This is a genomic window from Flaviramulus basaltis (genome assembly GCF_900114265.1).
GTDB classification, from domain to species: domain Bacteria; phylum Bacteroidota; class Bacteroidia; order Flavobacteriales; family Flavobacteriaceae; genus Flaviramulus; species Flaviramulus basaltis.
Map to the genome: position 1 here is coordinate 1,162,593 of NZ_FPKV01000001.1, position 22,313 is coordinate 1,184,905.

Consider the following 22,313-nt stretch of genomic DNA (forward strand, 5'->3'; position numbering starts at 1 on the left):
TTATGCAAGAGTTACAACTTTCAGATTGGTTACCTACCACAAACAAAGAGGTGAAAATTCGCGGATGGGAAGCACTAGATGTTATCCTATTTAGTGGAGATGCTTATGTGGATCACCCAACGTTTGGTCCTGCGGTTATTGGACGTTTGTTAGAAAGTTTTGGCTTGCGTGTCGCTATTGTTCCACAACCTAATGTGAATGATAATCTTCAAGATTTTGTAAAACTTGGGAAACCAAAATTATTTTTTGGTGTTACAGGTGGTTGTATGGATCCTATGGTTAGCAATTATAATGCTAATAAAAAGAAGCGTGATAATGATGCCTATACTCCAAATGGAGATATTGGCTTTAGACCAGATTATGCATCTACCGTTTATAGTAATATTTTAAAAGAAAAATGGCCTGATACTCCCGTTTTAATTGGAGGTATTGAAGGGTCTTTGCGTCGTGTTACACATTACGATTATTGGAGCGATAAACTCATGCCAACTATTTTAGAAACTTCTAAAGCAGATATGTTGGTTTATGGAATGGGTGAGCAACCACTACGCGAAATTATACGTTTGCTAGAAAAAGGCGTGCCTTTTAATAGTATTAATACGGTAAATCAAACAGCGGTTCTTTTAAATAAAGATGAAAAAATTCCGAAAAACAGTAATTGGGAAGATGTAGAAATCGCTTCTCATGAAACCTGTTTAAAGGATAAGAAAAAATACGCATCAAATTTTAAAGTAATAGAGCAGGAATCTAACAAATTGGCTGCACGACGAATTTTTCAAAAAGTTGGCGATAAGGTATTGATGATAAATCCGCCATATCCAACCATGACGGAAGCAGAAATTGATGCTTCTTTCGATTTGCCTTACACACGTTTACCACATCCAAAATATAACAAACGTGGAGCAATTCCTGCGTTTGAGATGATTAAGTTTTCCATAAACATTCACAGAGGTTGTTTTGGAGGTTGTAGTTTTTGTACCATTTCTGCACATCAAGGAAAATTTATAGCGAGTAGAAGTCAAGAATCTATTTTAAAAGAAGTTGATACCGTTGCAAATATGCCAGATTTTAAAGGCTATTTATCCGATATTGGCGGGCCAAGTGCAAACATGTACAAAATGAAAGGTAAAGTACAATCTATTTGCGACAAGTGTGTTGCGCCTAGTTGTATTTCGCCAGTAATTTGTAGTAATTTAGATACGTCTCACAAACCTTTAACTGAATTATACCAAGCAGTAGATAGTCATCCGAAAGTAAAAAAATCGTTTATTGGTAGTGGAATTCGTCACGATATGTTGGTGCCAGAATTTAATAAAAATGCAGATCCAAAAGAGTTAGACGATTATACGGAAGAAGTGATGACGAAGCACGTTTCTGGGCGACTTAAAGTAGCGCCAGAACACACCAGTGATCCTGTGTTGAAACTGATGCGTAAACCATCGTTTACATACTTCCATAAGTTTAAAGAGCGTTTTGATAAAATAAATATAGCTAAAGGTTTAAAGCTTCAACTCATACCATACTTTATATCAAATCACCCAGCTTGCGAAGTTGAAGATATGGCAAACTTAGCTGCCGAAACCAAAGATATGGGCTTCCAATTAGAGCAAGTACAAGGTTTTACACCAACACCAATGACGGTGGCTACGGTAATTTATTACAGCGGTTACCATCCTTACACGCTTAAAAAAGTAAACACTCCAATTACACGTAAAGAAAAAGACGAACAACACCGTTTTTTCTTTTGGTATAAAGATGAAAATAAAGAGTGGATTAAAAAGACTTTAAATAAATTAGGGCGTCAAGATTTATTAAAGGTTCTTCTTCCTGAAAAAACTGAAAAATGGCGTAAAAACAAACCTAGTGGAAACGCGAAACATACTTTTGATGATGCTGTGCCTTTTAACCAAAGGAAGAATAAGGCTAAGTTTAAGAGTAATAAGAAAAGTAGGTAGTGTTTTTTATTCAAGTATTTCAAATTTCAGTGAGGCTTTATTCTTTAAATCTCTGTTTTAATTTATGAAATTATAGCGATCAATTTAATGCCTGATTGCTAGTTAGTAACTATGTATAGTAACTTTAATTTTACGTCTTGCTCATGTCATTACTCTGCAATTCGTAACCACTCAAAACCAATCAATGATTACAGATATAAGCGTAAATAAACCAGAGCCTTTTTTACCAGAACAACCGTTACCACAATTTAACAGATCTATTAATGTTAATCGTGCTATTAAAGGTTTAGAAGCTGGAAAGCCAATAATGATAACAGAATTTTATAGTAACGGTTTATCGCTACTTAAAGAGTTGCAGAAGCATCTTAAAAATAAGTTTCCTGGCAATTCTTTTCAAGAGCAACGTACGTTTCGGTCCGAATTTCAAAAGCTATCCAATCTTATTTATATACAAATTGTAGATCATAAATTAACGGTTAAGAAAGCGCCATCTATTGGTTGGTTGGTAAAGCTATATCCAGAAACTAGCAATTTCTTTTTACCTTTTCCACAAGTACAAGGACTAAACAGTGCTTGGCAGTGGTATTTAAACGGCATTGCGGTTCCTGTGTTACGAAATAAAATACATCCTTATTATGGTACATATTTCCCAACTCGATTTGATCATTTAATACTTTTTGATAATTGGCTGAAACGTTACGAAGGGCCTAAAAAATCTGCCATAGATGTTGGTATTGGAAGTGGCGTGTTGGCTTTTCAAATGGTAAAACATGATTTTCAGAAGGTTTTTGGGACTGATACTAACCCAAATGCTATTGTTGGACTTACAGAATCTATGGGAGATACAAAAATGTCTAGAAAAATAGAACTGGATTTCGCACCTCTTTTTGGTAAGTTTGAAAAGCAAACAGAACTCATTGTTTTTAACCCACCTTGGTTACCAGCAGCTCACGATTTATATAAAAATGACGAAGCTATTTACTACAACGAAAACCTATTTCCAGATTTTTTCGCCGAAGCTAAAAAGAGACTCTTACCAGAAGGAAAGCTTGTTATTATATTCTCCAATTTAGCACAAATAACAAATGCTACAGCACATCCTATAGAAAAAGAACTTGCTGAAGGCGGGCGTTTTAAATTAGAGAACTGTTTAAAAAGAAAAGTGAAAGGTGCCTCAGATAAAACAAAGCGTGACCAAAATTGGCGTGCTGAAGAAGAAGTGGAACTTTGGGAGTTGGTAAATGTATAAGGTTTTCAATTCTTTTCAAGTGTAAATCCCACATTTTTTGCAAAGATTTAGTTCGATTAAAACTCTAACTAATCCTTTACAGTTATGACATAGTTTATATGTGTTTCCATCAAAATCATAAAATTCATCTCCATCTAATTCTTCCCAATCTGTAAAATAAAACCATTCTTCTTCTGTATCAATGGTTTTCAATTCTTCTTCCCAAATTAATCCAAGCGATTCTACATATTTTTTTGCGTGTTCTATTGTTCTGGAATAATGGCCTCCTTCATGAAAAATGACTCCTTTATTCATTCCTTTTCCATCATCACTAGATTTTCTTGCGTACCAAACCATTAATTAAGGTTTTAAATTTAGTGTCAAATATAATAAAATGATACTTATTGTATGTTGACAATTGCATACAATAGGTATAGTTTCGGCTAATGGTGAATAAATTCCTTCTTAAAGAATTTGGACAAAGAATTAGAGAGTTAAGACTTGAAAATAAACTAAGTCAAGAAAAACTATCTTTTAAAACAGGCTTTCATAGAACATATATTGGTATGATTGAAAGAGGTGAACGTAATATTTCAATAACCAATATTGCTGTATTTTCAAAAGCTTTTGAAATGGATATTTCTGAATTACTAAACTTCAAAAATCAGAACTCAAAACTAAGCTTTAAAGATTATAAATTAAAAAGCAAAGAATAATGTCAAGAGCTCATACTTTTAAATTGACATTATCAAATAATGTTACAGAGAAAGAAGGAATTAGTTATATGTTAGAAGAACAGACTGGTTTTTTTAAGATTGATTTACCTATGAAAAAAGATTTACTCGATATCTTAGAGTTGCCACATAGTTTTAAACAATCTTTTGATATGATTTATATACCTAAGCTAGAAGGTTTTGAGTTTAAAGAAGATTATATTGAAACTTATTTAGATGAAATTCAATTTATAGAAATAAAAACGACTAAAAAATTTCTACCAGAAAATCCAAAAGGATTTTTCTTTGGAGCAACAGAGAATGAATTTAATTTCGCAAAGCTAGTTGGAGATAGATTTAGGTTTTGCTTTATTTCTTTAAACCCAAAATCGCTATCATATTCTTTACTCAAAATGGATGAGTTGGAAGAAATAATAAAAAATAAAAGGATTCAATATCAAATAAATCTTTAATGAGCCTCCAACCAATCAGCACCAACCCCAACCTCAACATCCAAAGGAACGTCTAGTGTAAAAGCATTTTCCATTTCGGTTTTAATAAGAGTTTTCATGTCTTTTAATTCTGGTTTATACACATCAAAAACCAATTCATCATGCACTTGAAGTAGCATTTTGGTTTTATAATTACCAGCTTCTAGCTTGTTGTAAATATTAATCATGGCAATTTTAATAATATCTGCTGCACTACCTTGTATTGGTGCGTTAACCGCATTACGTTCTGCAGCACCGCGAACCACAGCGTTTCTAGAATTAATATCTTTTAAATAACGACGACGCCCTAAAACGGTTTGCACGTAACCATTATCTCTTGCAAAATCTACCAACTCACTCATGTAAGCACGAAGTTTTGGGTAGGTTTCATAATACGTATCAATTAACTCTTTGGCTTCGCCACGAGATAAATCGGTTTGATTGCTTAATCCAAAAGCAGATACACCATAAATAATCCCGAAGTTTACAGTTTTAGCATTGCCACGTTGTTCTCTAGTCACAGCTTCTAATGGTACATTAAAGACTTTTGATGCAGTTGAGGCATGAATATCTTCACCATTTTTAAAGGCTTCAATCATGGTTTCTTCTTTACTTAAAGCAGCAATAATACGCAGTTCTATTTGGCTATAATCGGCAGCTAATAAGGTGTAATCTTCATTTCTTGGAATAAATGCTTTACGTACTTGTCTACCACGTTCTGTACGAATAGGAATGTTTTGTAAATTAGGATTGTTGCTACTTAAACGCCCAGTTGCGGCAACGGTTTGCATATAATCTGTATGAACTCTGCCTGTAGAAGGTTCTACTTGATTTGGTAACGCATCCACATAAGTGCTTTTTAATTTTGATAAGCCTCTAAAATCTAAAATATGTTGAATAATTTCATGGTCTTTAGCGAGGTAACTTAAAATATCTTCGGAGGTTGCGTATTGTCCTGTTTTGGTTTTTTTAGGCTTATCAACCAGCTTCATTTTATCAAATAAGATATCGCCCAATTGTTTTGGTGAAGCAATATTGAACTCTTCTCCGGCTTCTGTGTATATTATAGTTTCTAAGGCTTTTATGTCTATGGTTAATTGCTCAGATAATGAATTTAAGAAATCTTTATCTAAATTAATACCTTCTAATTCCATAGCTGCTAAAACACGAAGTAGTGGAATTTCAATATCATCAAACAGTTTTTGTGTATTGGCTTCGCCTAATTCTTTTTCAAAATGTTCTTTTAATTGTAGCGTTATATCGGCATCTTCAACAGCATATTCAGTTTGTTTTTCCAAAGGAACATCACGCATATTTCCTTGATTTTTTCCTTTTTTTCCAATTAAAGCTTCAATAGGAATAGGTGTGTAGTTTAAATATGTTTCGGCTAAAACATCCATACTGTGGCGCATATCTGGATTTATTAAATAATGCGCTAACATGGTATCGAAGAATTTGCCTTTAACGTCAATGTTGTATTTTGCTAAAACTTTAATATCGTATTTTAAATTCTGACCAATTTTTTCGATGTTTTCACTTTCGAAAAACGGACGTAATTGTTCAATAAGTTCTTGTGCTTCTTCTCGGTTTTCTGGAAATGGTAAATAAAATCCTTTGCCAACTTCCCACGAAAAGGCAATACCAACTAATTCGGCTACTAGCGGATTTAAACTTGTTGTTTCGGTATCAAAACAAACACTGGTTTGATTCATTAAATTTTTAACAAACAGTTTGGTTGCCATGCCAGAGGCAACACTTTGATAAAAATGTGAAGACGTTTTGGTAGTTTTTCTGGTAAATTCGGAAACGGGTTCAGCTTCTTTTGAACTTGATGGATCTGCTCCAAATAAAGAAAATTGTCCAGCTCCAGCAGATTTTGTTTCTTGTGGAGTTGCTTTTGCTTCAGAAGAAGTTTCTTGAGTAGCTGTTTCGGCTGTAGCTTCAACTGAAAAGGCTTTAGTGAAATTATCTATTAACCTTCTAAATTCTAATTCTTGAAAAATCTCGGTAACTTTTGGGATATCTGGGTGAGACATTTCAAAATTTTCTGCATGAAATTCTACAGGAACATCTAGCATAATAGTCGCTAGTTTTTTTGAAAGCATTCCCAATTCTTTAGCGGCTTCTATTTTTTCCTTCATTTTGCCTTTTAGCTCATGCGTATTTGCTAATAGGTTTTCCATGCTGCCATATTGGGCTAAAAATTTCTTTGCCGTTTTTTCTCCAACACCAGGTAATCCAGGAATATTATCACTAGAATCGCCCATCATTCCTAAAAAGTCAATAACTTGTAAAGGGTCTGTGACTTCAAATTTTTTCTGTACTTCTGGAATGCCCCAAGTTTCGTAACCACCACCAAAAACTGGGCGGTACATAAATATGTTTTCGGAAACTAATTGCGCAAAATCTTTATCTGGCGTTACCATAAAGGTTTTGTAACCTTCTTTTTCGGCTTGTTTCGAGAGTGTTCCAATAACATCATCTGCTTCAAAGCCTTCTTTTACCATAATAGGTATGTGCATCGCCTTTAAAATATCTTGAATGTATGGAACGGCTATTTTTATAGCTTCTGGTGTTGCGTCTCGGTTGGCTTTGTAAGCTTCAAACATTTCAACTCTATCGGCACTTCCGCCTTTATCAAAACAAACGGCTAAATGGTCTGGTCTTTCACGTTTAATAACATCTAAAAGGGAATTCATAAACCCCATAATTGCTGAGGTATCAACTCCTTTTGAATTGATTCTTGGGTTTTTTATAAAAGCGTAATAACCACGGAATATTAAAGCGTAAGCATCTACTAAAAAAAGGCGTTTTTGATCGGACATATTTTTGTTTTGTTGAAGACCATAAAACTACAAAACTTAATTGTGGCATTGAAATGCAATTTGTAATTTTCCAAAGTTAATTTTATAATAAATGAATACATTCTCAATTGCCATACACGGAGGCGCAGGAACATTGGTAAAAGGCATGATGACTCCTGAGTTAGAAGCTGAGTATAAACAAGCGTTAAAAGTTGCTTTAGATAAAGGTTTTTCGGTTTTAGAAAATGGAGGGATGGCGATTGATGCTGTTGAGGAAGCTGTAAAGCTATTGGAAAACTCTCATTTATTTAATGCGGGTAAAGGTTCTGTATTTACTGCAACTGAATCTCATGAGATGGATGCCAGTATTATGGATGGAAAAACCTTAAATGCAGGAGCAGTAAGTTTGATTTCGGGTATTAAAAATCCAGTGAGTTTAGCACGTGATGTTATGGAGAAAAGCGAACATGTATTTCTTGCTGGCGATGGCGCAATGCAGTTTGCAAAGGAGTTAGAGTATAAAATTGAAGATGCTTCTTATTTTTATGATAAACTTAGACATAATCAATGGTTAGAAATTAAGGACACTGATAGTTTTCAATTGGATCATGCTAAAAAGAAAGATTCTAAATTTGGGACTGTTGGAGCGGTTGCTTGCGACCAAAATGGAGATGTTGCAGCAGCAACATCTACTGGTGGAATGACCAATAAAAAATGGGGACGTGTGGGTGATAGCCCAATGATTGGCGCTGGAAATTACGCCAATAATAAAACATGCGCGATTAGTTGTACGGGTAGTGGTGAGTTTTTTATTAGAGGTGTTGTGGCTTATGATGTGGCTTGTTTAATGGAGCACAAAGGGTTATCGATAGAAGAAGCTTCAAACGAAGTAATAAACAAACGTATTCTTGAAATTGGTGGAGATGGCGGTTTAATTGCTGTTGATGCTAAAGGAAATATTGCGATGCCTTTTAATACAGAGGGCATGTATAGAGCTTGTAAATCTTCAAAAGGAACTGAGGAGATTTCTATTTATAAGTAACAAATGCTTTTGAAAAAAGTGATCTCATGATAGTTAACTAAAAGCTTAAATAATTCTCGATTTCGCGTTAGGGATTGCAACGGCATCCTTTTGCTTTTTTGCAAAAGATATAGTGTAAAGCGCGACCTTTAGGTAACGCCATAATAATTTTTATTTAATTGAAGAGGTTTCTGCTTTGTAAGAATTGATTATATAAAAGGGGCTTCAATTGGTAAAACAGTAACTTTTCTTTCCTTTATATTGTATTCATCCCCATTTGAAAGTACATGAACCGTCATGTTTGCCATAGTCATAGGTGTGCCTTCTTCCAGAATTTTTTCATTATTGTGCGTGAGGGTGCTTCCATCAAAAACAATAGCCATTCCAGAGCCTATAACGGTACAATCATTTCCGTTTTTAATAATCATTCCGGTATCTTCGGCTAAACCAATACCTATTAAATTCGGGTATTTTGCAACTGCTTCGCTTTGTCTTCCAAACCTACCACGTCTAATAAAATGCGTATCAATTATTAACTCGGGGATTAATCCTAAACCTTTATACATAGTTACGGCTCCTTTTACAAAAGCTTCCGCAGCACTTCCTCCTGCAATCATTTCCTTTGCCATAACCATAGCGCCAGCACTTGTACCAGCGATAACAAATCCAGTTTCATTTTGGTATCTATCAACTAGGATGTTATGAATGGTAGTGCCACCAATTTTATTTGTTATTTTAGATTGATCGCCACCAGAAAACATGACACAATTTGCAGATTTGATTAAATCTATCGATTCTTGCTTTTCAGAATCTTCTTTACTTCTAATATCAAGAATATGAACATCTTTACAGCCTAAAGTTGTAAAAGCATCCATGTAATTTTCTCCAACTTCAATAGGAATTCGTGATGCTGTAGGGATAACTACAATTTTTGCATTAACACCACCAGCTTCTTTTAATACATGAGATAGTATACCTTCGGTTATAAACTCTAAAGTATACATTTCGTTGGTTTCTAAACCTTTATCTTCATTTCCTCCAATAGGAATTAACGTGCCTTTTATCATCTGCCTAAAAATCTGTACTTCTTTTTTATTTAGGGCAAAAATAAACTAATTTTTTTAGTGTAAAATGTATATATTTATAATCTTCCATATAAAAATTAAAATCTATCCCGAATGAAGATACGTGAAATAAATGCCATGAGAGGGCCGAATTATTGGTCTGTACGCCGACACAAATTAATAGTAATGGTTCTGGATCTTGAAGAGATGGAGCAATTGCCTTCTAATAAAATTGATGGATTTAAGGAGCGGTTAGAAACAATGTTTCCAACCATGTATGAGCATCGTTGTTCTGTTGGTGAAGCTGGTGGATTTTTTCAGCGTGTTGAAGAAGGAACTTGGATGGGACATATTATAGAGCATATCGCTTTAGAAATTCAAACCCTTGCGGGAATGGATGTTGGTTTTGGTAGAACACGTGGTTATGGCGAAGAAGGTGTTTATAATGTGGTTTTCGCTTATATGGAAGAATCTGTTGGGCGTTACGCCGCAAAAGCATCAGTTAAAGTATGTGAAGCTTTAATTGTTGGCGAAGATTACGATTTAACAGATGATATTCAGCACATGAGAGAGCTTCGTGAGTCTGAAAGATTAGGACCAAGTACAGGCTCTATAGTTGAAGAAGCTGAAGCTAGAGGCATTCCATGGATTCGCCTCAATAAATATTCCTTGTGCCAATTGGGTTATGGTGCCAATCAAAAAAGAATTCAAGCAACCGTTACCAGCGAAACAAGTAGTATTGGTGTTGAATTGGCATGTGATAAAGAAGATACTAAATTTTTATTAGAACAAGCTCAAGTAGAAGTGCCTCGAGGTGATATAATTAGGCGAGAAAGTAGCTTAGAAGAATCTTGTAAATATGTTGGATATCCTTTAGTTATAAAACCCGTGGATGGCAATCATGGACGCGGTATTACAGTAAACATTAATAATTATGAAGATGCTTTAGTAGGTTTTAGAAATGCAAAAGAAAGCTCACGTAGTGGTGCTATTATTGTAGAAAAATTTATTACTGGTCAAGATTATAGATTACTTGTAATAAACAACAAATTAGTTGCAGCAGCTTTACGAACACCAGCTCACGTAATTGGTAATGGAAAATCAACAGTTCAAGAACTTGTAGATGAAGTAAATAAAGATCCGCGTCGTGGTTACGGACACGAAAACGTACTTACTCAAATTACGGTTAACGACTTAACTAAGGCCATTATAAAAGATGCAGGTTATGCATTAGAATCTGTTATCCCTGAAGGAGAAATGTTGATTTTAAAAGATACAGCAAACTTAAGTACAGGAGGAACTGCGGAAGATGTTACAGATATTTTGCATCCAGCTAACGTAAGTATGGCGGAGCGGATTTCAAAAATTATAGATTTAGATATTTGTGGTATTGATGTGATGACTACAGATATTACAAAACCTTTATCTGAAACAGGAGGTGCTGTTTTAGAAGTAAATGCTGGCCCAGGATTTAGAATGCACTTAGCACCAACAAAAGGTTTGCCGCGTAACGTTGCAGGTCATGTAATTGATAAGTTATTCCCACAGGGAAATACAGGGCGCATTCCAATAGTTGCAATTTCTGGTACTAACGGAAAAACAACGACTACGCGTTTAATTGCACATATAGCAAAAATGAATGGCTATCGTGTTGGTTATACAACTAGTGATGGGGTTTATATACAAAACAGATTATTAATGTCTGGAGATTGTACAGGTCCTGCAAGTGCGGAATTTGTATTGAAAGATCCAACCGTAAATTTCGCCGTTTTAGAAAGTGCTCGAGGCGGTTTATTACGTGCGGGACTTGGGTTTAAAAAGTGTGATATTGGTATTGTAACCAATGTAGCAGAAGACCACTTAGGGCTTAAAGGCATACATACAATAGAACAATTGGCTAAAGTAAAAGGGGTTATTCCAGAAACGGTATTACCAAATGGATATGCTATTTTAAATGCTGATGACGACTTGGTTTACGATATGAGAAGAACCGTAAATTGTAATGTTGCCTTGTTTTCAATGGATGAAAACAATCCGCGCATTAAAGCGATGCAACGACTAAATGGGATTACAGCCATTTATGAAAATGGTTACGTAACTATTTGCCGTGGAGAATGGAAAATGCGTATTATGAAAGCTGAGGATATTCCACTAACCTATGGTGGAAAAGCAACGTTTATGATTCAAAATGTACTGCCGGCAATTCTAGCTGCTAATATTCAAGGTATTAGTATTGAAGATATGAAGGCAGGTTTAGAAACATTTATTCCATCCGCAGCACAAACACCAGGTCGATTAAATCTCTTCGAATTTAAAAACTTTACTATTTTGTTAGATTATGCACATAATCCTGCAGGTATGCTTGCCTTAAAGAAATTTACTGATGCGCTAGATGCTACTGTTAAAGTGGGTATTATAGCAGGTGTAGGTGACAGGCGTGAGGAGGATACTAACCAAATAGGTAGTATAGCAGCAGAAATGTTTGATGAAATAATTATACGCCAAGATAAGCGCTTACGCGGAAGAACGGAGCAAGAACTTATTAAGATGCTAGATGATGGCATTAAAATGGTAAACCCAAATAAGAAAACAACTATTATTCCTTCAGAAAAAGAAGCGATTACTTATGCCGTTAAAAATGCAGTGAAAGGATCCCTTATTATTTTATGTAGTGATGTAATTCCTGATGCATTGGAGTTAGTTCAACAATTTAAGGAATTAGAAGCTAAAGGTGAACTGGTTTTTAATGATTAATTGATTCTGGATTTTTACTTTAACAATTCCATAAGAAAAAGGGTGAGCTTATTTGTTAACTTTACCAATAAAAAAGAAATATGCTACGTTGGATTATATTCATCATAATTTATATTGTAATTACTATTTATGGTTTTCAAGCTATAAGAACAGTAACCAAAAGCACATGGATTCATTATCTGTTTCTTGCGATTGCGCTTATAGTTGTTGGTAATTTTTTATTTCAATTTTTATCTTCTTCAGAAGGGCGTGTTTTAAACCCTGTAAAAAGTTATGCTTTTGGGTTTTTATTAGCCTTTATATCTTTCAATTTAGTAATTATACCAATTTTGCTGGGAGAAGATATTATTCGATTTATTTTAGGTTTGTATGATCGATTAGTAACTACCAAGGATGTTTTCTATTTGCCATCAAGAAGAAAGTTTATTAGTCAAGTAGCAGTAGGTTTAGCAGCAATTCCTTTTGCATCACTTTTATATGGCATGTATAGAGGTAAGTATCGTTTTAGAGTTTTAAACTACACCTTGCATTTTGAAGATTTGCCTGAAGCTTTTGATGGTTATAAAATTACTCAAATAAGTGACATACACTCTGGAAGTTTTGATAATAAAGAGAAAATTGAGTATGGCGTTAACCTTATAAATGAGCAAAAATCTGATGTTATTTTGTTTACTGGAGATTTGGTAAATAACAAAAGCTCAGAAATGTTACCATGGAAAGATTTATTTGGAACGTTAAAAGCGAAAGATGGTGTGTTTTCTGTACTAGGAAATCATGATTATGGTGATTATGTAGATTGGGATTCGCCAGATGAGAAAGCACAAAACTTAGTCGATTTAGTTCAATTGCAAAGAGACATGGGCTACGATATACTTTTAAATGAAAGTAGATTTATTGAAAAAGACGGACAGCGCTTAGCTATTGTTGGCGTTGAAAATTGGGGTAAAGGCGGATTTAAAAAAGCAGGCGATTTAAAAAAAGCAGCACAAAATATAGAACCAAACGATTTTAAAATATTAATGAGTCATGATCCATCACACTGGGAAGCAGAAGTTATTGATGATGATTACCATTACCATCTCACATTAAGCGGGCATACACATGGTATGCAGTTCGGGATAGAAATACCAGGTTGGATTAAATGGAGCCCTGTAAAATGGCGCTATAAATATTGGGCAGGTATCTATAAAGAAATGGGACAATACATTAATGTAAACAGAGGATTTGGGTATTTAGGTTATCCTGGACGTGTTGGGATTTGGCCCGAAATTACAGTTATAGAGCTTAAAAAAGGAACAAGTACAACTTAGTTACATGGAAATGTTATATTTACTAGGTTAAAGGTTTATTGAAAAAGAAGCCATAGTAAACCCACATAAAACCTATATTATACAATTATATAGAAAAATTACGTAGGTTTGTAATAAGATGTTTGAACTAAAGCATTAAGATATGTCAAAATTTGGGGAACTTATAGATGTAGAAATTCCTGTTTTGTTAGATTTTTATACAGAGTGGAATGACCAATCAGAAACAATGCATCTTACATTAAGAGATGTTGCTGCAGCTCTAGGTGATAAGGCTAAAGTTATTAAAATTGATGTTGAAAAAAATGAAGAGTTAGCAGAAGCATTGCGTGTTAAAACCTTACCAACGCTAATTATTTATAAAGATGGCGAAATGAAATGGCGCCAAAGCGGAGAGCAAGATGCTAATACACTTATTGGTATTATTCAGCAATACGTTTAAAATTTTAAAGATTCAAATCTAAAGCCCTTTTTACTAAAATATTCTAAAACTTTAGGTAATGCGTATTGCATGTTTTTTGATGCTTTTAAACTATCGTGAAACACAATAATACTTCCGTTTTTAGCTTTTGAAACCACATTATTTAAACAGGTTTCTTGGGTTATGCTTTTTTCCCAATCAAAAGACAACACATCCCACATAATAATTTTATAGCCTAACGCCATAAGGTTTTTACCTTGTTTAGGTGTTATTCTGCCATAAGGAGGTCTAAAAAGATTAGTTTTGGATGCTGTTTTATTTTGAGAAAGAATAACTTTTTCGGCTTTATCAACGTCTTTTAAATACTCTTTTGCTTTAGTTTTCCATCCTTTTATATGGTTTTGAGTATGGTTCCCAATAGTATGACCGCTATTTAATAAGTTTTGAAAAATTTCAGGATGTTTTTCAATGTTATTTCCAATACAAAAAAAAGTGGCTTTTGCATGGTATGGCTTTAAAATAGCTAATATCCAATTGGTGATTTCAGGAGTTGGACCATCATCAAACGTTAAGTAAATAACCTTTTCAGTTGTATGTATATCCCAAATATAATTTGGAAACAATTTTTTTGCAACCAAAGGTGTTTTTATGGGTGTTAAGGTCATGCCTTATGACAAATTAGTTTGTTGTATCAATTTGTAAACTACTACTATCTAAAGGAATGTCTATATCTGTTTTTATGTCTTCTTCTTTTGGTTCGTCATCGCCATAAAAGTGTTTAAAGGCTTTTAGATAATTATTGAATACATCTCCTTCTTTTTCGGCAAAATCAATGTCATGTTTAACTAACACATCAACCAGCCCTTTATAACGTTGAATATCGGTATAAATTTCTTCAAATAAACGCTCTTGATTATCAACGGTTAAGCTGCTGTAATAAGATAGGTTTTCTTGATATTTTTTAGCCACATCTTTAAATAAGCGTTGTGCTTTTTCTTTGTTTCCAATTTGATAATATGCTTCAATATACGGTTCTAACAAAGTGTAATATCCAAAGTATTCCACAGGCATATTATTCATAGCGATATCTGCTATTTCTTCAGCCTTATCTAGCTTATCTTCATTAATTAATTGCTCAATTAAACGTGCTAAATTGCCTCTGTAAGTAATAGAGTTTTTACGTGTTTCTGTATCATGATAAATGTCTGGGCTTCCGCTGTTGCCCCAATCCCATTTTTTAACTTTTTCGTACATTAAATCACTATCAACACGCCCCATATCAAAAGGATTTGCTCTATCTACAGGTGTTTTTATAGGAACTAATTTGTAGCACATACCATCAAGCTGTAAATAGTCTTTCATCCAGATATAGTCATCGTCTCCAAAACTACCGCCAGTAAAATAAATAGGACGTTTCCAATCATTATTAGCTACAATATCGAGCATTAGCAATCTGTTTTTATAAAGTGCTCCTCCTTCTACGTTAATGTCTATATAAGGCACTATTTTGTCTGCGTCTTTAGGTTTTACTATGCCAGACTTTATAGCATTATCTTTATTTACAGGAATTCGTAAATGCGGAGTTGGCATATAGGTAGCATTTAAATCTTGAGAGCGAACTTGAGATAAATCTACTTCTTGTTGTTGCAGCACATATTTATATTTTGTTCTTGGGTTTGTGCTTCCAACAAAATCTAAAAATTGCTTAATGTTTAAAGTATCATTTATTACTTGTTGGATTACAATATAATCGTTAGTACCATATTTGTATAAATCGTGTGTTAATTGCGATGGTACAGGATCACTTTCATAAGCTTTACGCTTCATTTGGTCTATATACCAATCGGTTTGAAATAAACTGGTGTTTACAACTCGAACATCGGTCCTGTAACCTTCAATTTCTTGTGCATACCAAAGGGCGAAGGTGTCATTATCTCCAATAGTAAATAATATGGCATTTTCTGCACAAGAATCTAAATACATTCTTGCCATGGCTTTGGCAGTATATTTATCAGATCTATCATGGTCATCCCAATTATTTGCAGCCATAATAGTTGGCACTAAAAGCAAGCAAGCTATAGATATTATAGGTGCTGCTAATTTTTTGGGTACATATTTTTTAAGAACATCATAAATCGCATAAACTCCAAAACCTATCCAAAGTGCAAACACGTAAAAAGAGCCAACTAGCGAGTAATCTCGTTCTCGAGGTTCAAACGGGCGAACATTGGTATATACTTGTATGGCAATTCCTGTAAAAAGGAAAAATACTAGCATGACCCAAAATAGTTTTTTGTCTTTATTAAATAAGAAGAAAAAACCAATAAGCCCTAAAATGAGCGGAAACAAGTAGTAGGTATTTCTTGCTTTGTTATTTTTAACATCGCTTGGTAAACTATCTTGAGAGTAACCTAAATGTAATTTGTCTAAAGGTTTTATACCGGTTATCCAATTGCCATGATTATCGTATCTACCTTGAATATCATCTTGCCTTCCAGCAAAATTCCACATAAAGTAACGCCAATACATATAGCCTAATTGATATTCAAACATGTAAGCTATGTTGCTAGCTAATGATGGTTTTTCAATATCGATATAACTTTTAAAACGTTTTAAAAAGTTGTTATAGTCTTCATAATCTATATTGCCTTGAGCAACATCATTTTTGAATTTTGAAACAGCTGTACGCAATTCGTTTTCCATTTGGTATTCTGGCTTTAGCTTAAAATCTAAAAATCCAGAAAACATCATATAGTTTTCGGCATGTTCTGCGCTCCACATTCGTGGTAAAATAGAGGCGTGTTTTGAATTGTAATTTTGCTTTGCGTTTTTAAAATCGTTTACAACTACGTATTCACCTTTTTTGTAATCTTTTTCATATTTAGGCTTATCATCTATATAAGGATTATTGTCATCTAAGTAAGCATATTGATCTGTAAACTGAGGTCCATAAAACAAGTGTGTTTCTGGGTATTGCTCTAAGTTATAATAAGCTAATAATTCTCTAGCACTAGATGGTTTGTTTTCATTAATAACCACATTGGCATTGGCACGAATAGGCAACATTAACCAAGTTGAAAAACCAATAATAACAAAGGTTAAACAAAGAATACCGGTATTTAAATGTACAAACTCTTTTTTTCTAGTGTATTTTAAAGCATAATGAATAATAGCAACTAAGAAAATACCTGCGATAACAGAACCTGAGTTAAAAGGAAGCCCAATAGTATTCACAAAAAAGATTTCGAAAACACTAAATATTTTAAGAATATTAGGTGCTAAAAGCTTAAATATAAAAAGTAAAACAGCTACCGAAACTACATTAGCAATAATAAAGTTTTTAATAGTAATGGTTTTGTAATTTTTAAAATAGTAAATAAGTCCAATTGCGGGAATAGTTAATAAACCCATAAAGTGAACTCCAAAAGATAAACCAATAACAAAAGCAATTAAAATAAGCCAACGATTACCTCGAGGTTCATTCATGTCTTGCTCCCAACGTAAACCAAGCCAAAATAAAATAGACATAATTAAAGTTGCCATGGCGTAAACTTCAGTCTCAACAGCATTAAACCAAAAAGAATCTGTAAACGCAAAAGCTAAACTGCCTACTAAACCACTGCCTAAAATAGCCATTGCCTTGCTTTTGGTAAACTCGGTTTTATGTCCCAATAATTTTTTAAGCAATAAGGTAATGGTCCAAAACATAAACAAAATAGTAAATGCACTCGATACGGCACTCATCATATTCATCATCCAACCAATAAGCTCATTATTTCCAAAAGTGAATATTGAAAAGAAGGCACCCATCATTTGAAATAAAGGCGCTCCTGGTGGGTGACCAACTTGAAGTTTTGATGAAGTTAAGATGTATTCTCCGGCATCCCAATAACTTACCGTAGGTTCAACTGTTAAAGTATAGGTGATAAGTGCTATTAAAAAAGAGAACCAACCCAATAAAGTGTTCCATTTTTTATAGTTGAAATGTGCCATGTATAACTATGTTTATTTGCTTTGGCGAATTTAATAATAAATATGTTAATGCAAATGTTTTTAAGTAAACGTTAAGTTTTTCTAATTATTTTTCAAAAAATGCTTGTGCAAATAAAACTTTATACTAAATTTGCACCCTCAATTGCACATTGGCCTATGGTGTAACTGGCAACACGTTGGTTTTTGGTACCAAAGAGTCTAGGTTCGAGCCCTAGTAGGCCAACAAAAATTGAATAAAGTCCTTACTTATAAAAAAGTAGGGACTTTTTGTTTTTTAATATTTTAGAATTTCCTTTTAAGCTTGAGCTTAAAATTTACCTAAATTTTCTTCAAAACAATCAAAACTGTTACACTTTTTATAATATGATGATGCTCTAACTCTCGATTAATTTAGTTGGCACATTTTAATATAACAAATTTAATATCTTTATATAAATATAAAAAAAACTAAAATGAGAAAGTTATTAAGCTATATATTGCTTTTTTACTGTCTAATTTTATTTCAAGCAATCAATGCGCAGTCTACAAGAATTGATAGCCTGCTTGCTGTCCTGACTACTCAAAAAGGGGAGGACAAAGTAAAGACATATTACAATCTTGTTGAAAACTTACGAAATGACACAGATTCTATGGGGTTTTATATTAGGAAAGCACTAGATCTATCTCAAGATATAAATTACACTAAAGGTGTTATTGATGGCTACAATGGGTTAGCGCTTTATTGGTGTGACCGTGGTCAACCCGATAGCTCAATAGTGGCTACAAAGAACGCTTTAGCAATTTTATCAGGTAAATCAAAACCATCTTTAGAGCGGATACAGTCTTTTAGTAACTATGGACAAGCACTCATGCAAATGGCTCATTATGATGAATCTGCTAAATGGCATTTAAGATCATTGGCAGATTCTGAAAAAATAAATGATCCCAACGGCATCGTAAGATCTTTAAATAATTTAGGGACCATATATTGGTATTTAAACGATTTAGATTCTGCTTTGTCCTACTATACAAGAGCACTAAGCATTAGTAAAAAAAATAGCATAGATATATTCACTGCAAAAATCTTGGGCAATATTGCTATCATTAATCATTCTCAAGGCAAATTACAAGAGGCCAAAGTTGCTTTTGATAAGGCCTTATTAATGAAACGTAAACTAAATGATCAATTAGAAGTAGCTATTACACTTCAAAATATGGGTAGACTATACCAACAATTAGAGGAGTTTGATAAGGCAAAAAATTATTATTACCAATCTATAACCATTAGCAAGCAAATAGATGATCAAATTGGTGTGATTTATACGCTTCAAAATTTAGCTTCTTTGGAAGGCAATACAAAAAACCCAGATAGAGCAATTAAATTATTGGATTCTGCTTTAGTATTAGCAAAAAAAATCAAGTTCAAAGAAGGCATTAAGTTTGTTTACGATTTAAAGTCTAATTTACTAGCTGAAATGGATGATTACAAAAATGCTTTCGAAAACAGATTACTTTATGAAGCTTGGAAAGACACTATATCTAATGAAAAACACCTTAATATGGTTAAGGAACTCGAAACCAAGTATGAAACCGAAAAAAAACAAAATGAGATTTTGAGCTTATCAGATGAAAACCTAAAAAAGGAAGTTACTATCTCCAAAAAGAATTCATTTATTAAAACAATATTATTTAGTGGTGCAATCTTAGCTGTTATTGGACTATCAATTTTTATGGTTTTCAGGCAAAAATATAATATAAACAAACAACAAGCAGTTGTTGAAACTATGGCTAAAACCGAATTAAAAGAACAGCATCGTATTTCTCGCGATTTACATGATAGTGTTGGTGCCATGTTAGCAGCGGTTTCCAATCAATTATCAAAGCTAATAACCGTCAATAAAGAGCAGCAGGAACAAATAAAAAAAACACAGCAACTACTAAGCCAAACTGCAGATGAAACGCGTAGAATTGCTCATAATATGATGCCTGAAGAATTAGTGAAATTTGGTTTGATAAATGCTATAGAAAATACAGTTGAAGGAATTGTTTCTGCTAAAAAGATCAAAGTAGATTTCGTTCATTTTGGTATGGAAGAACGTCTAGATGATATAAAAGAACTTCATATATATAGAATTATACAAGAATTATTACAAAATATTCAAAAACATGCACAAGCCACAAAGAGCACTTTACAATTTACTAAACATCAAAATGAGTTGAATGTTATAATTGAAGATGATGGTAATGGTTTTAAGATAAATAATACAAATAATGGTACAGGGTTGCAAAATATATACTCTAGAGTTCAATTTTTAAAAGGCACCATACAAATAGATAGTCTTTTGGATAAAGGCACTTCAATAAATATTAATATTCCTTTGGTATGAGTATAATAAGTCTACTAATTGCAGATGATCACACCATTTTTAGAGAAGGCTTAACCTCTTTATTAGAAGATGAAACGAAAATAATTATTGTAGGAGAAGCACAAAATGGAGTTGAGGTTCTCGAATTAGCCAACTTAAATTCTATAGATATTATATTAATGGATATTGAGATGCCTATAAAAAATGGAATTAATACTACCCGAGAACTTAAAAAAACATACCCTGAAATAAAAATTTTGGCATTGACCATGCATAAAAATGCATCATTCATTAAGCAAATGCTTAAAGCTGGGGCAGATGGTTATATACTAAAAGATGCTGGAAAAGAAGAATTGATAATTGCCATTCAAACTATTATGAATGGGAAGCCATACCATAGCACTTTGGTTACAGAAAGTATTATGAAATCGATACATCGACAAAAAGAAAACAAAGCACCACTTACAGAGCGAGAACTTGAAATTATTCAATTAATCTCAAATCAATTCATTACAAGCCAGATTGCCGAAAAACTACATTTAAGCCCCATGACTATTGAAACCCATCGTAAAAATATCTATTTAAAATTAGGGGTTCACAATGCTGCAGGCTTAGTTAAATTGGCCTTAAAAAACGGTTGGATTGAATAACAAACTTTATTAATAGGTAGGCATAACCATAACAACCTCTCATCTCAACACTTGTAATTTATAATTCAAAAATACCCTTTATAAGGTATTTTACTTTTTACCCTTTTTAAGGGATTAATACATTATACTATAGGTATAACTTTATAGTGTTAAAATTAAAGCTATGAAAACTCTTAAACTACAAAGGTTTCTTCAATACTTAATATTATTATTAACAGTTAGTATTACCTCTAGTAGTTGCGACGAAAGGGCTTTATGCAGTAGCCAATATGATGATGTTGATGCAATATATTACCTTTACGAACTTAACGTAGGAATACCAACAACTAGGTTAGTATTTCGTTGGAATTTTCCTTCGTATTATGATGATTTTGATGGTATTGCGGATTGTGAGAAAACGTACTGTACTACAACTGAAGTACAATACAAATTATACGGAAAAAGCAGGATTGGAAACGCGGAAGAAACGCTTTTAGAAACTTTTATTGAAAGTAGTGAACGATTATTTTCTGGGGGTTATTTATACGAGAATTTACAAACGCCAGCGTTTACAGATTTTAGGTTGATTTTAGAAACTTTTTTTTCTAACTGCAATGAAGGTCAGTTGTTTACATACGAAATTGCCACTTTTAGTACACTAGCAACAGAATCTCTTGAAGGCGTAGGTTATGATCCTTTCTCAATGAGTGTAATAGGAGCTCGTACATACTCATCTTTAGCACCTTCATTACCAACTAATTTCTACATACCACCTTTATCTTATGAAATAATCTCCGTAACTCCAGAAATTGGTACAAATTATATCAGCATTAATCCAACAACAGGAATATTAACAGCCAACAGTCTGGTTCTTGCTAATGGATTAGATTATTATAATGTTAGCATCAGGGTTCGGGATGGGAATAGTAATTATGGCGATTTTATTGATGTCTTTTCTTTTAGTGCTTTTTTTGATGGAAATCAGGTTTATTATTCACCAAATAGTCTAGAGATAACCACAACAGGTATTTTTCTTTCACCTCCATTGATGACAACAAATAATAACGACCCAATTGCTAATCCTCCTTTAGCTTTTGAGATTTTTAGGATAAGCCCAGAAGCAGCTAGCTATATAACTATTAATGCAACAACAGGAGTTTTAACCTCTACAGATCTTTTTAATCTTGGTAGTGGAGAATATATTGTTGAAGTATTGGTTACTGATAATCTTGGTAACATTGGTATTAATGAGTTCACTTTTGTGGTAACTAACTCTAATAATAGTATTGCTCCCTTAAACCTAGTTTACAACCCCAATAGCATAACCCAAATTTCACAAACGCCTGTGTCTTCGGTTACACCAACAGTTTCTGGTAATTCACCGTTTACATTTAGTCTTATAAATTCACCTGTGCCAAGTTCTGCCATAAGTATCAATGCTAATACTGGAGTTATTACAGCAACAAATATTTTGGCTCTAGAATTTGGTGAAGATACTTACAATTTAGATGTCGAGGTAACAAATGCTGCTGGTAGTGTAATTTTCACAAACGCATTCACCATTGTAGTCGATTTACCTTAAAAACCA

16 protein-coding genes and 1 tRNA gene are annotated in these 22,313 nt (G+C 33.4%); 12 read left to right on the forward strand and 5 right to left on the reverse strand.

Going from position 1 to position 22,313, the window contains the following annotated elements; translation table 11 throughout:
* Positions 1-2 precede the first annotated feature (2 nt).
* Positions 3-1,955 (forward strand): YgiQ family radical SAM protein, encoded by a 1,953-nt coding sequence (locus BT151_RS05315; protein WP_072400702.1) that lies wholly within the window; start codon positions 3-5, stop codon positions 1,953-1,955.
* 184 nt (positions 1,956-2,139) lie between these two features.
* On the forward strand, positions 2,140-3,204 hold the full coding sequence (locus tag BT151_RS05320) for a methyltransferase (protein WP_072400703.1): 1,065 nt from the start codon (positions 2,140-2,142) through the stop codon (positions 3,202-3,204).
* Between the two features lie 15 nt (positions 3,205-3,219).
* Here the strand turns inward: BT151_RS05320 and BT151_RS05325 are convergent, their stop codons facing one another.
* A complete protein-coding gene (locus BT151_RS05325) occupies positions 3,220-3,540 on the reverse strand; it encodes a hypothetical protein (protein ID WP_072400704.1) in 321 nt (106 codons plus the stop codon).
* Between the two features lie 89 nt (positions 3,541-3,629).
* Here BT151_RS05325 and BT151_RS05330 point away from each other — a divergent pair, with 89 nt between their 5' ends.
* Both BT151_RS05330 and BT151_RS05335 read left to right on the forward strand, forming a co-directional pair.
* Positions 3,630-3,899, forward strand: a complete 270-nt coding sequence (locus BT151_RS05330) for a helix-turn-helix domain-containing protein (protein ID WP_072400705.1) — start codon at positions 3,630-3,632, stop codon at positions 3,897-3,899.
* Entirely contained in the window at positions 3,899-4,369 is a 471-nt protein-coding gene (locus BT151_RS05335) for a hypothetical protein (RefSeq protein ID WP_072400706.1), read from the forward strand. The genes BT151_RS05330 and BT151_RS05335 overlap by 1 nt, the downstream gene beginning before the upstream one ends.
* Here BT151_RS05335 and polA read toward each other — a convergent pair.
* On the reverse strand, positions 4,366-7,212 hold the full coding sequence (gene polA, locus BT151_RS05340) for a DNA polymerase I (protein WP_072400707.1): 2,847 nt from the start codon (positions 7,210-7,212) through the stop codon (positions 4,366-4,368). The genes BT151_RS05335 and polA overlap by 4 nt on opposite strands.
* Before the next feature lie 91 nt (positions 7,213-7,303).
* Between polA and BT151_RS05345 the strand changes: the two genes are divergently transcribed.
* Positions 7,304-8,233 carry an isoaspartyl peptidase/L-asparaginase family protein gene (locus BT151_RS05345; RefSeq protein ID WP_072400708.1) on the forward strand — a complete coding sequence of 310 codons (930 nt, stop codon included), beginning with the start codon at positions 7,304-7,306 and terminating at the stop codon, positions 8,231-8,233.
* A 188-nt stretch (positions 8,234-8,421) separates the two neighbouring features.
* Here the strand turns inward: BT151_RS05345 and BT151_RS05350 are convergent, their stop codons facing one another.
* Entirely contained in the window at positions 8,422-9,279 is an 858-nt protein-coding gene (locus BT151_RS05350; protein ID WP_072400709.1) for a cyanophycinase, read from the reverse strand.
* Between the two features lie 111 nt (positions 9,280-9,390).
* On the opposite strand from BT151_RS05350, the gene cphA reads away from it, so the two are divergent.
* The 3 genes from cphA (at position 9,391) to BT151_RS05365 (ending at position 13,779) form a co-directional block, all read left to right on the forward strand.
* Entirely contained in the window at positions 9,391-12,030 is a 2,640-nt protein-coding gene (cphA, locus tag BT151_RS05355) for a cyanophycin synthetase (protein WP_072400710.1), read from the forward strand.
* A gap of 80 nt (positions 12,031-12,110) precedes the next feature.
* Positions 12,111-13,340: a metallophosphoesterase gene (locus BT151_RS05360; RefSeq protein WP_072400711.1), complete on the forward strand. Its 1,230-nt coding sequence runs from the start codon at positions 12,111-12,113 to the stop codon at positions 13,338-13,340.
* Between the two features lie 142 nt (positions 13,341-13,482).
* Positions 13,483-13,779: a thioredoxin family protein gene (locus BT151_RS05365; protein ID WP_072400712.1), complete on the forward strand. Its 297-nt coding sequence runs from the start codon at positions 13,483-13,485 to the stop codon at positions 13,777-13,779.
* Here the strand turns inward: BT151_RS05365 and BT151_RS05370 are convergent.
* Complete coding sequence (locus tag BT151_RS05370) at positions 13,776-14,423, reverse strand: polysaccharide deacetylase family protein (protein ID WP_072400713.1); 648 nt, start codon at positions 14,421-14,423, stop codon at positions 13,776-13,778. The genes BT151_RS05365 and BT151_RS05370 overlap by 4 nt on opposite strands.
* A gap of 13 nt (positions 14,424-14,436) precedes the next feature.
* Positions 14,437-17,751 carry a glycosyltransferase family 117 protein gene (locus BT151_RS05375; protein ID WP_072400714.1) on the reverse strand — a complete coding sequence of 1,105 codons (3,315 nt, stop codon included), beginning with the start codon at positions 17,749-17,751 and terminating at the stop codon, positions 14,437-14,439.
* Between the two features lie 150 nt (positions 17,752-17,901).
* Here BT151_RS05375 and BT151_RS05380 point away from each other — a divergent pair.
* The 4 genes from BT151_RS05380 (at position 17,902) to BT151_RS05395 (ending at position 22,307) form a co-directional block, all read left to right on the forward strand.
* Positions 17,902-17,974 (forward strand) — tRNA-Gln (locus BT151_RS05380).
* Positions 17,975-18,203: 229 nt separating this feature from the next.
* Positions 18,204-20,117: an ATP-binding protein gene (locus BT151_RS05385; protein WP_072400715.1), complete on the forward strand. Its 1,914-nt coding sequence runs from the start codon at positions 18,204-18,206 to the stop codon at positions 20,115-20,117.
* A complete protein-coding gene (locus BT151_RS05390) occupies positions 20,114-20,746 on the forward strand; it encodes a response regulator transcription factor (protein ID WP_072400716.1) in 633 nt (210 codons plus the stop codon). The genes BT151_RS05385 and BT151_RS05390 overlap by 4 nt, the downstream gene beginning before the upstream one ends.
* 163 nt (positions 20,747-20,909) lie before the next feature.
* Positions 20,910-22,307, forward strand: coding sequence for a hypothetical protein (locus BT151_RS05395; RefSeq protein WP_072400717.1), 1,398 nt, complete (start codon positions 20,910-20,912; stop codon positions 22,305-22,307).
* Positions 22,308-22,313: the final 6 nt, after the last annotated feature.

What these genes read in the sequence shown, in the direction of transcription:
- BT151_RS05315 (WP_072400702.1), top strand. Translation starts at nt 3, where the DNA reads ATGCAAGAGTTACAACTTTCAGATTGGTTACCTACCACAAACAAAGAG.
- BT151_RS05320 (WP_072400703.1), top strand. Translation starts at nt 2,140, where the DNA reads ATGATTACAGATATAAGCGTAAATAAACCAGAGCCTTTTTTACCAGAA.
- BT151_RS05325 (WP_072400704.1), bottom strand. Translation starts at nt 3,540, where the DNA reads ATGGTTTGGTACGCAAGAAAATCTAGTGATGATGGAAAAGGAATGAAT.
- BT151_RS05330 (WP_072400705.1), top strand. Translation starts at nt 3,630, where the DNA reads ATGGTGAATAAATTCCTTCTTAAAGAATTTGGACAAAGAATTAGAGAG.
- BT151_RS05335 (WP_072400706.1), top strand. Translation starts at nt 3,899, where the DNA reads ATGTCAAGAGCTCATACTTTTAAATTGACATTATCAAATAATGTTACA.
- polA (WP_072400707.1), bottom strand. Translation starts at nt 7,212, where the DNA reads ATGTCCGATCAAAAACGCCTTTTTTTAGTAGATGCTTACGCTTTAATA.
- BT151_RS05345 (WP_072400708.1), top strand. Translation starts at nt 7,304, where the DNA reads ATGAATACATTCTCAATTGCCATACACGGAGGCGCAGGAACATTGGTA.
- BT151_RS05350 (WP_072400709.1), bottom strand. Translation starts at nt 9,279, where the DNA reads ATGATAAAAGGCACGTTAATTCCTATTGGAGGAAATGAAGATAAAGGT.
- cphA (WP_072400710.1), top strand. Translation starts at nt 9,391, where the DNA reads ATGAAGATACGTGAAATAAATGCCATGAGAGGGCCGAATTATTGGTCT.
- BT151_RS05360 (WP_072400711.1), top strand. Translation starts at nt 12,111, where the DNA reads ATGCTACGTTGGATTATATTCATCATAATTTATATTGTAATTACTATT.
- BT151_RS05365 (WP_072400712.1), top strand. Translation starts at nt 13,483, where the DNA reads ATGTCAAAATTTGGGGAACTTATAGATGTAGAAATTCCTGTTTTGTTA.
- BT151_RS05370 (WP_072400713.1), bottom strand. Translation starts at nt 14,423, where the DNA reads ATGACCTTAACACCCATAAAAACACCTTTGGTTGCAAAAAAATTGTTT.
- BT151_RS05375 (WP_072400714.1), bottom strand. Translation starts at nt 17,751, where the DNA reads ATGGCACATTTCAACTATAAAAAATGGAACACTTTATTGGGTTGGTTC.
- BT151_RS05385 (WP_072400715.1), top strand. Translation starts at nt 18,204, where the DNA reads ATGAGAAAGTTATTAAGCTATATATTGCTTTTTTACTGTCTAATTTTA.
- BT151_RS05390 (WP_072400716.1), top strand. Translation starts at nt 20,114, where the DNA reads ATGAGTATAATAAGTCTACTAATTGCAGATGATCACACCATTTTTAGA.
- BT151_RS05395 (WP_072400717.1), top strand. Translation starts at nt 20,910, where the DNA reads ATGAAAACTCTTAAACTACAAAGGTTTCTTCAATACTTAATATTATTA.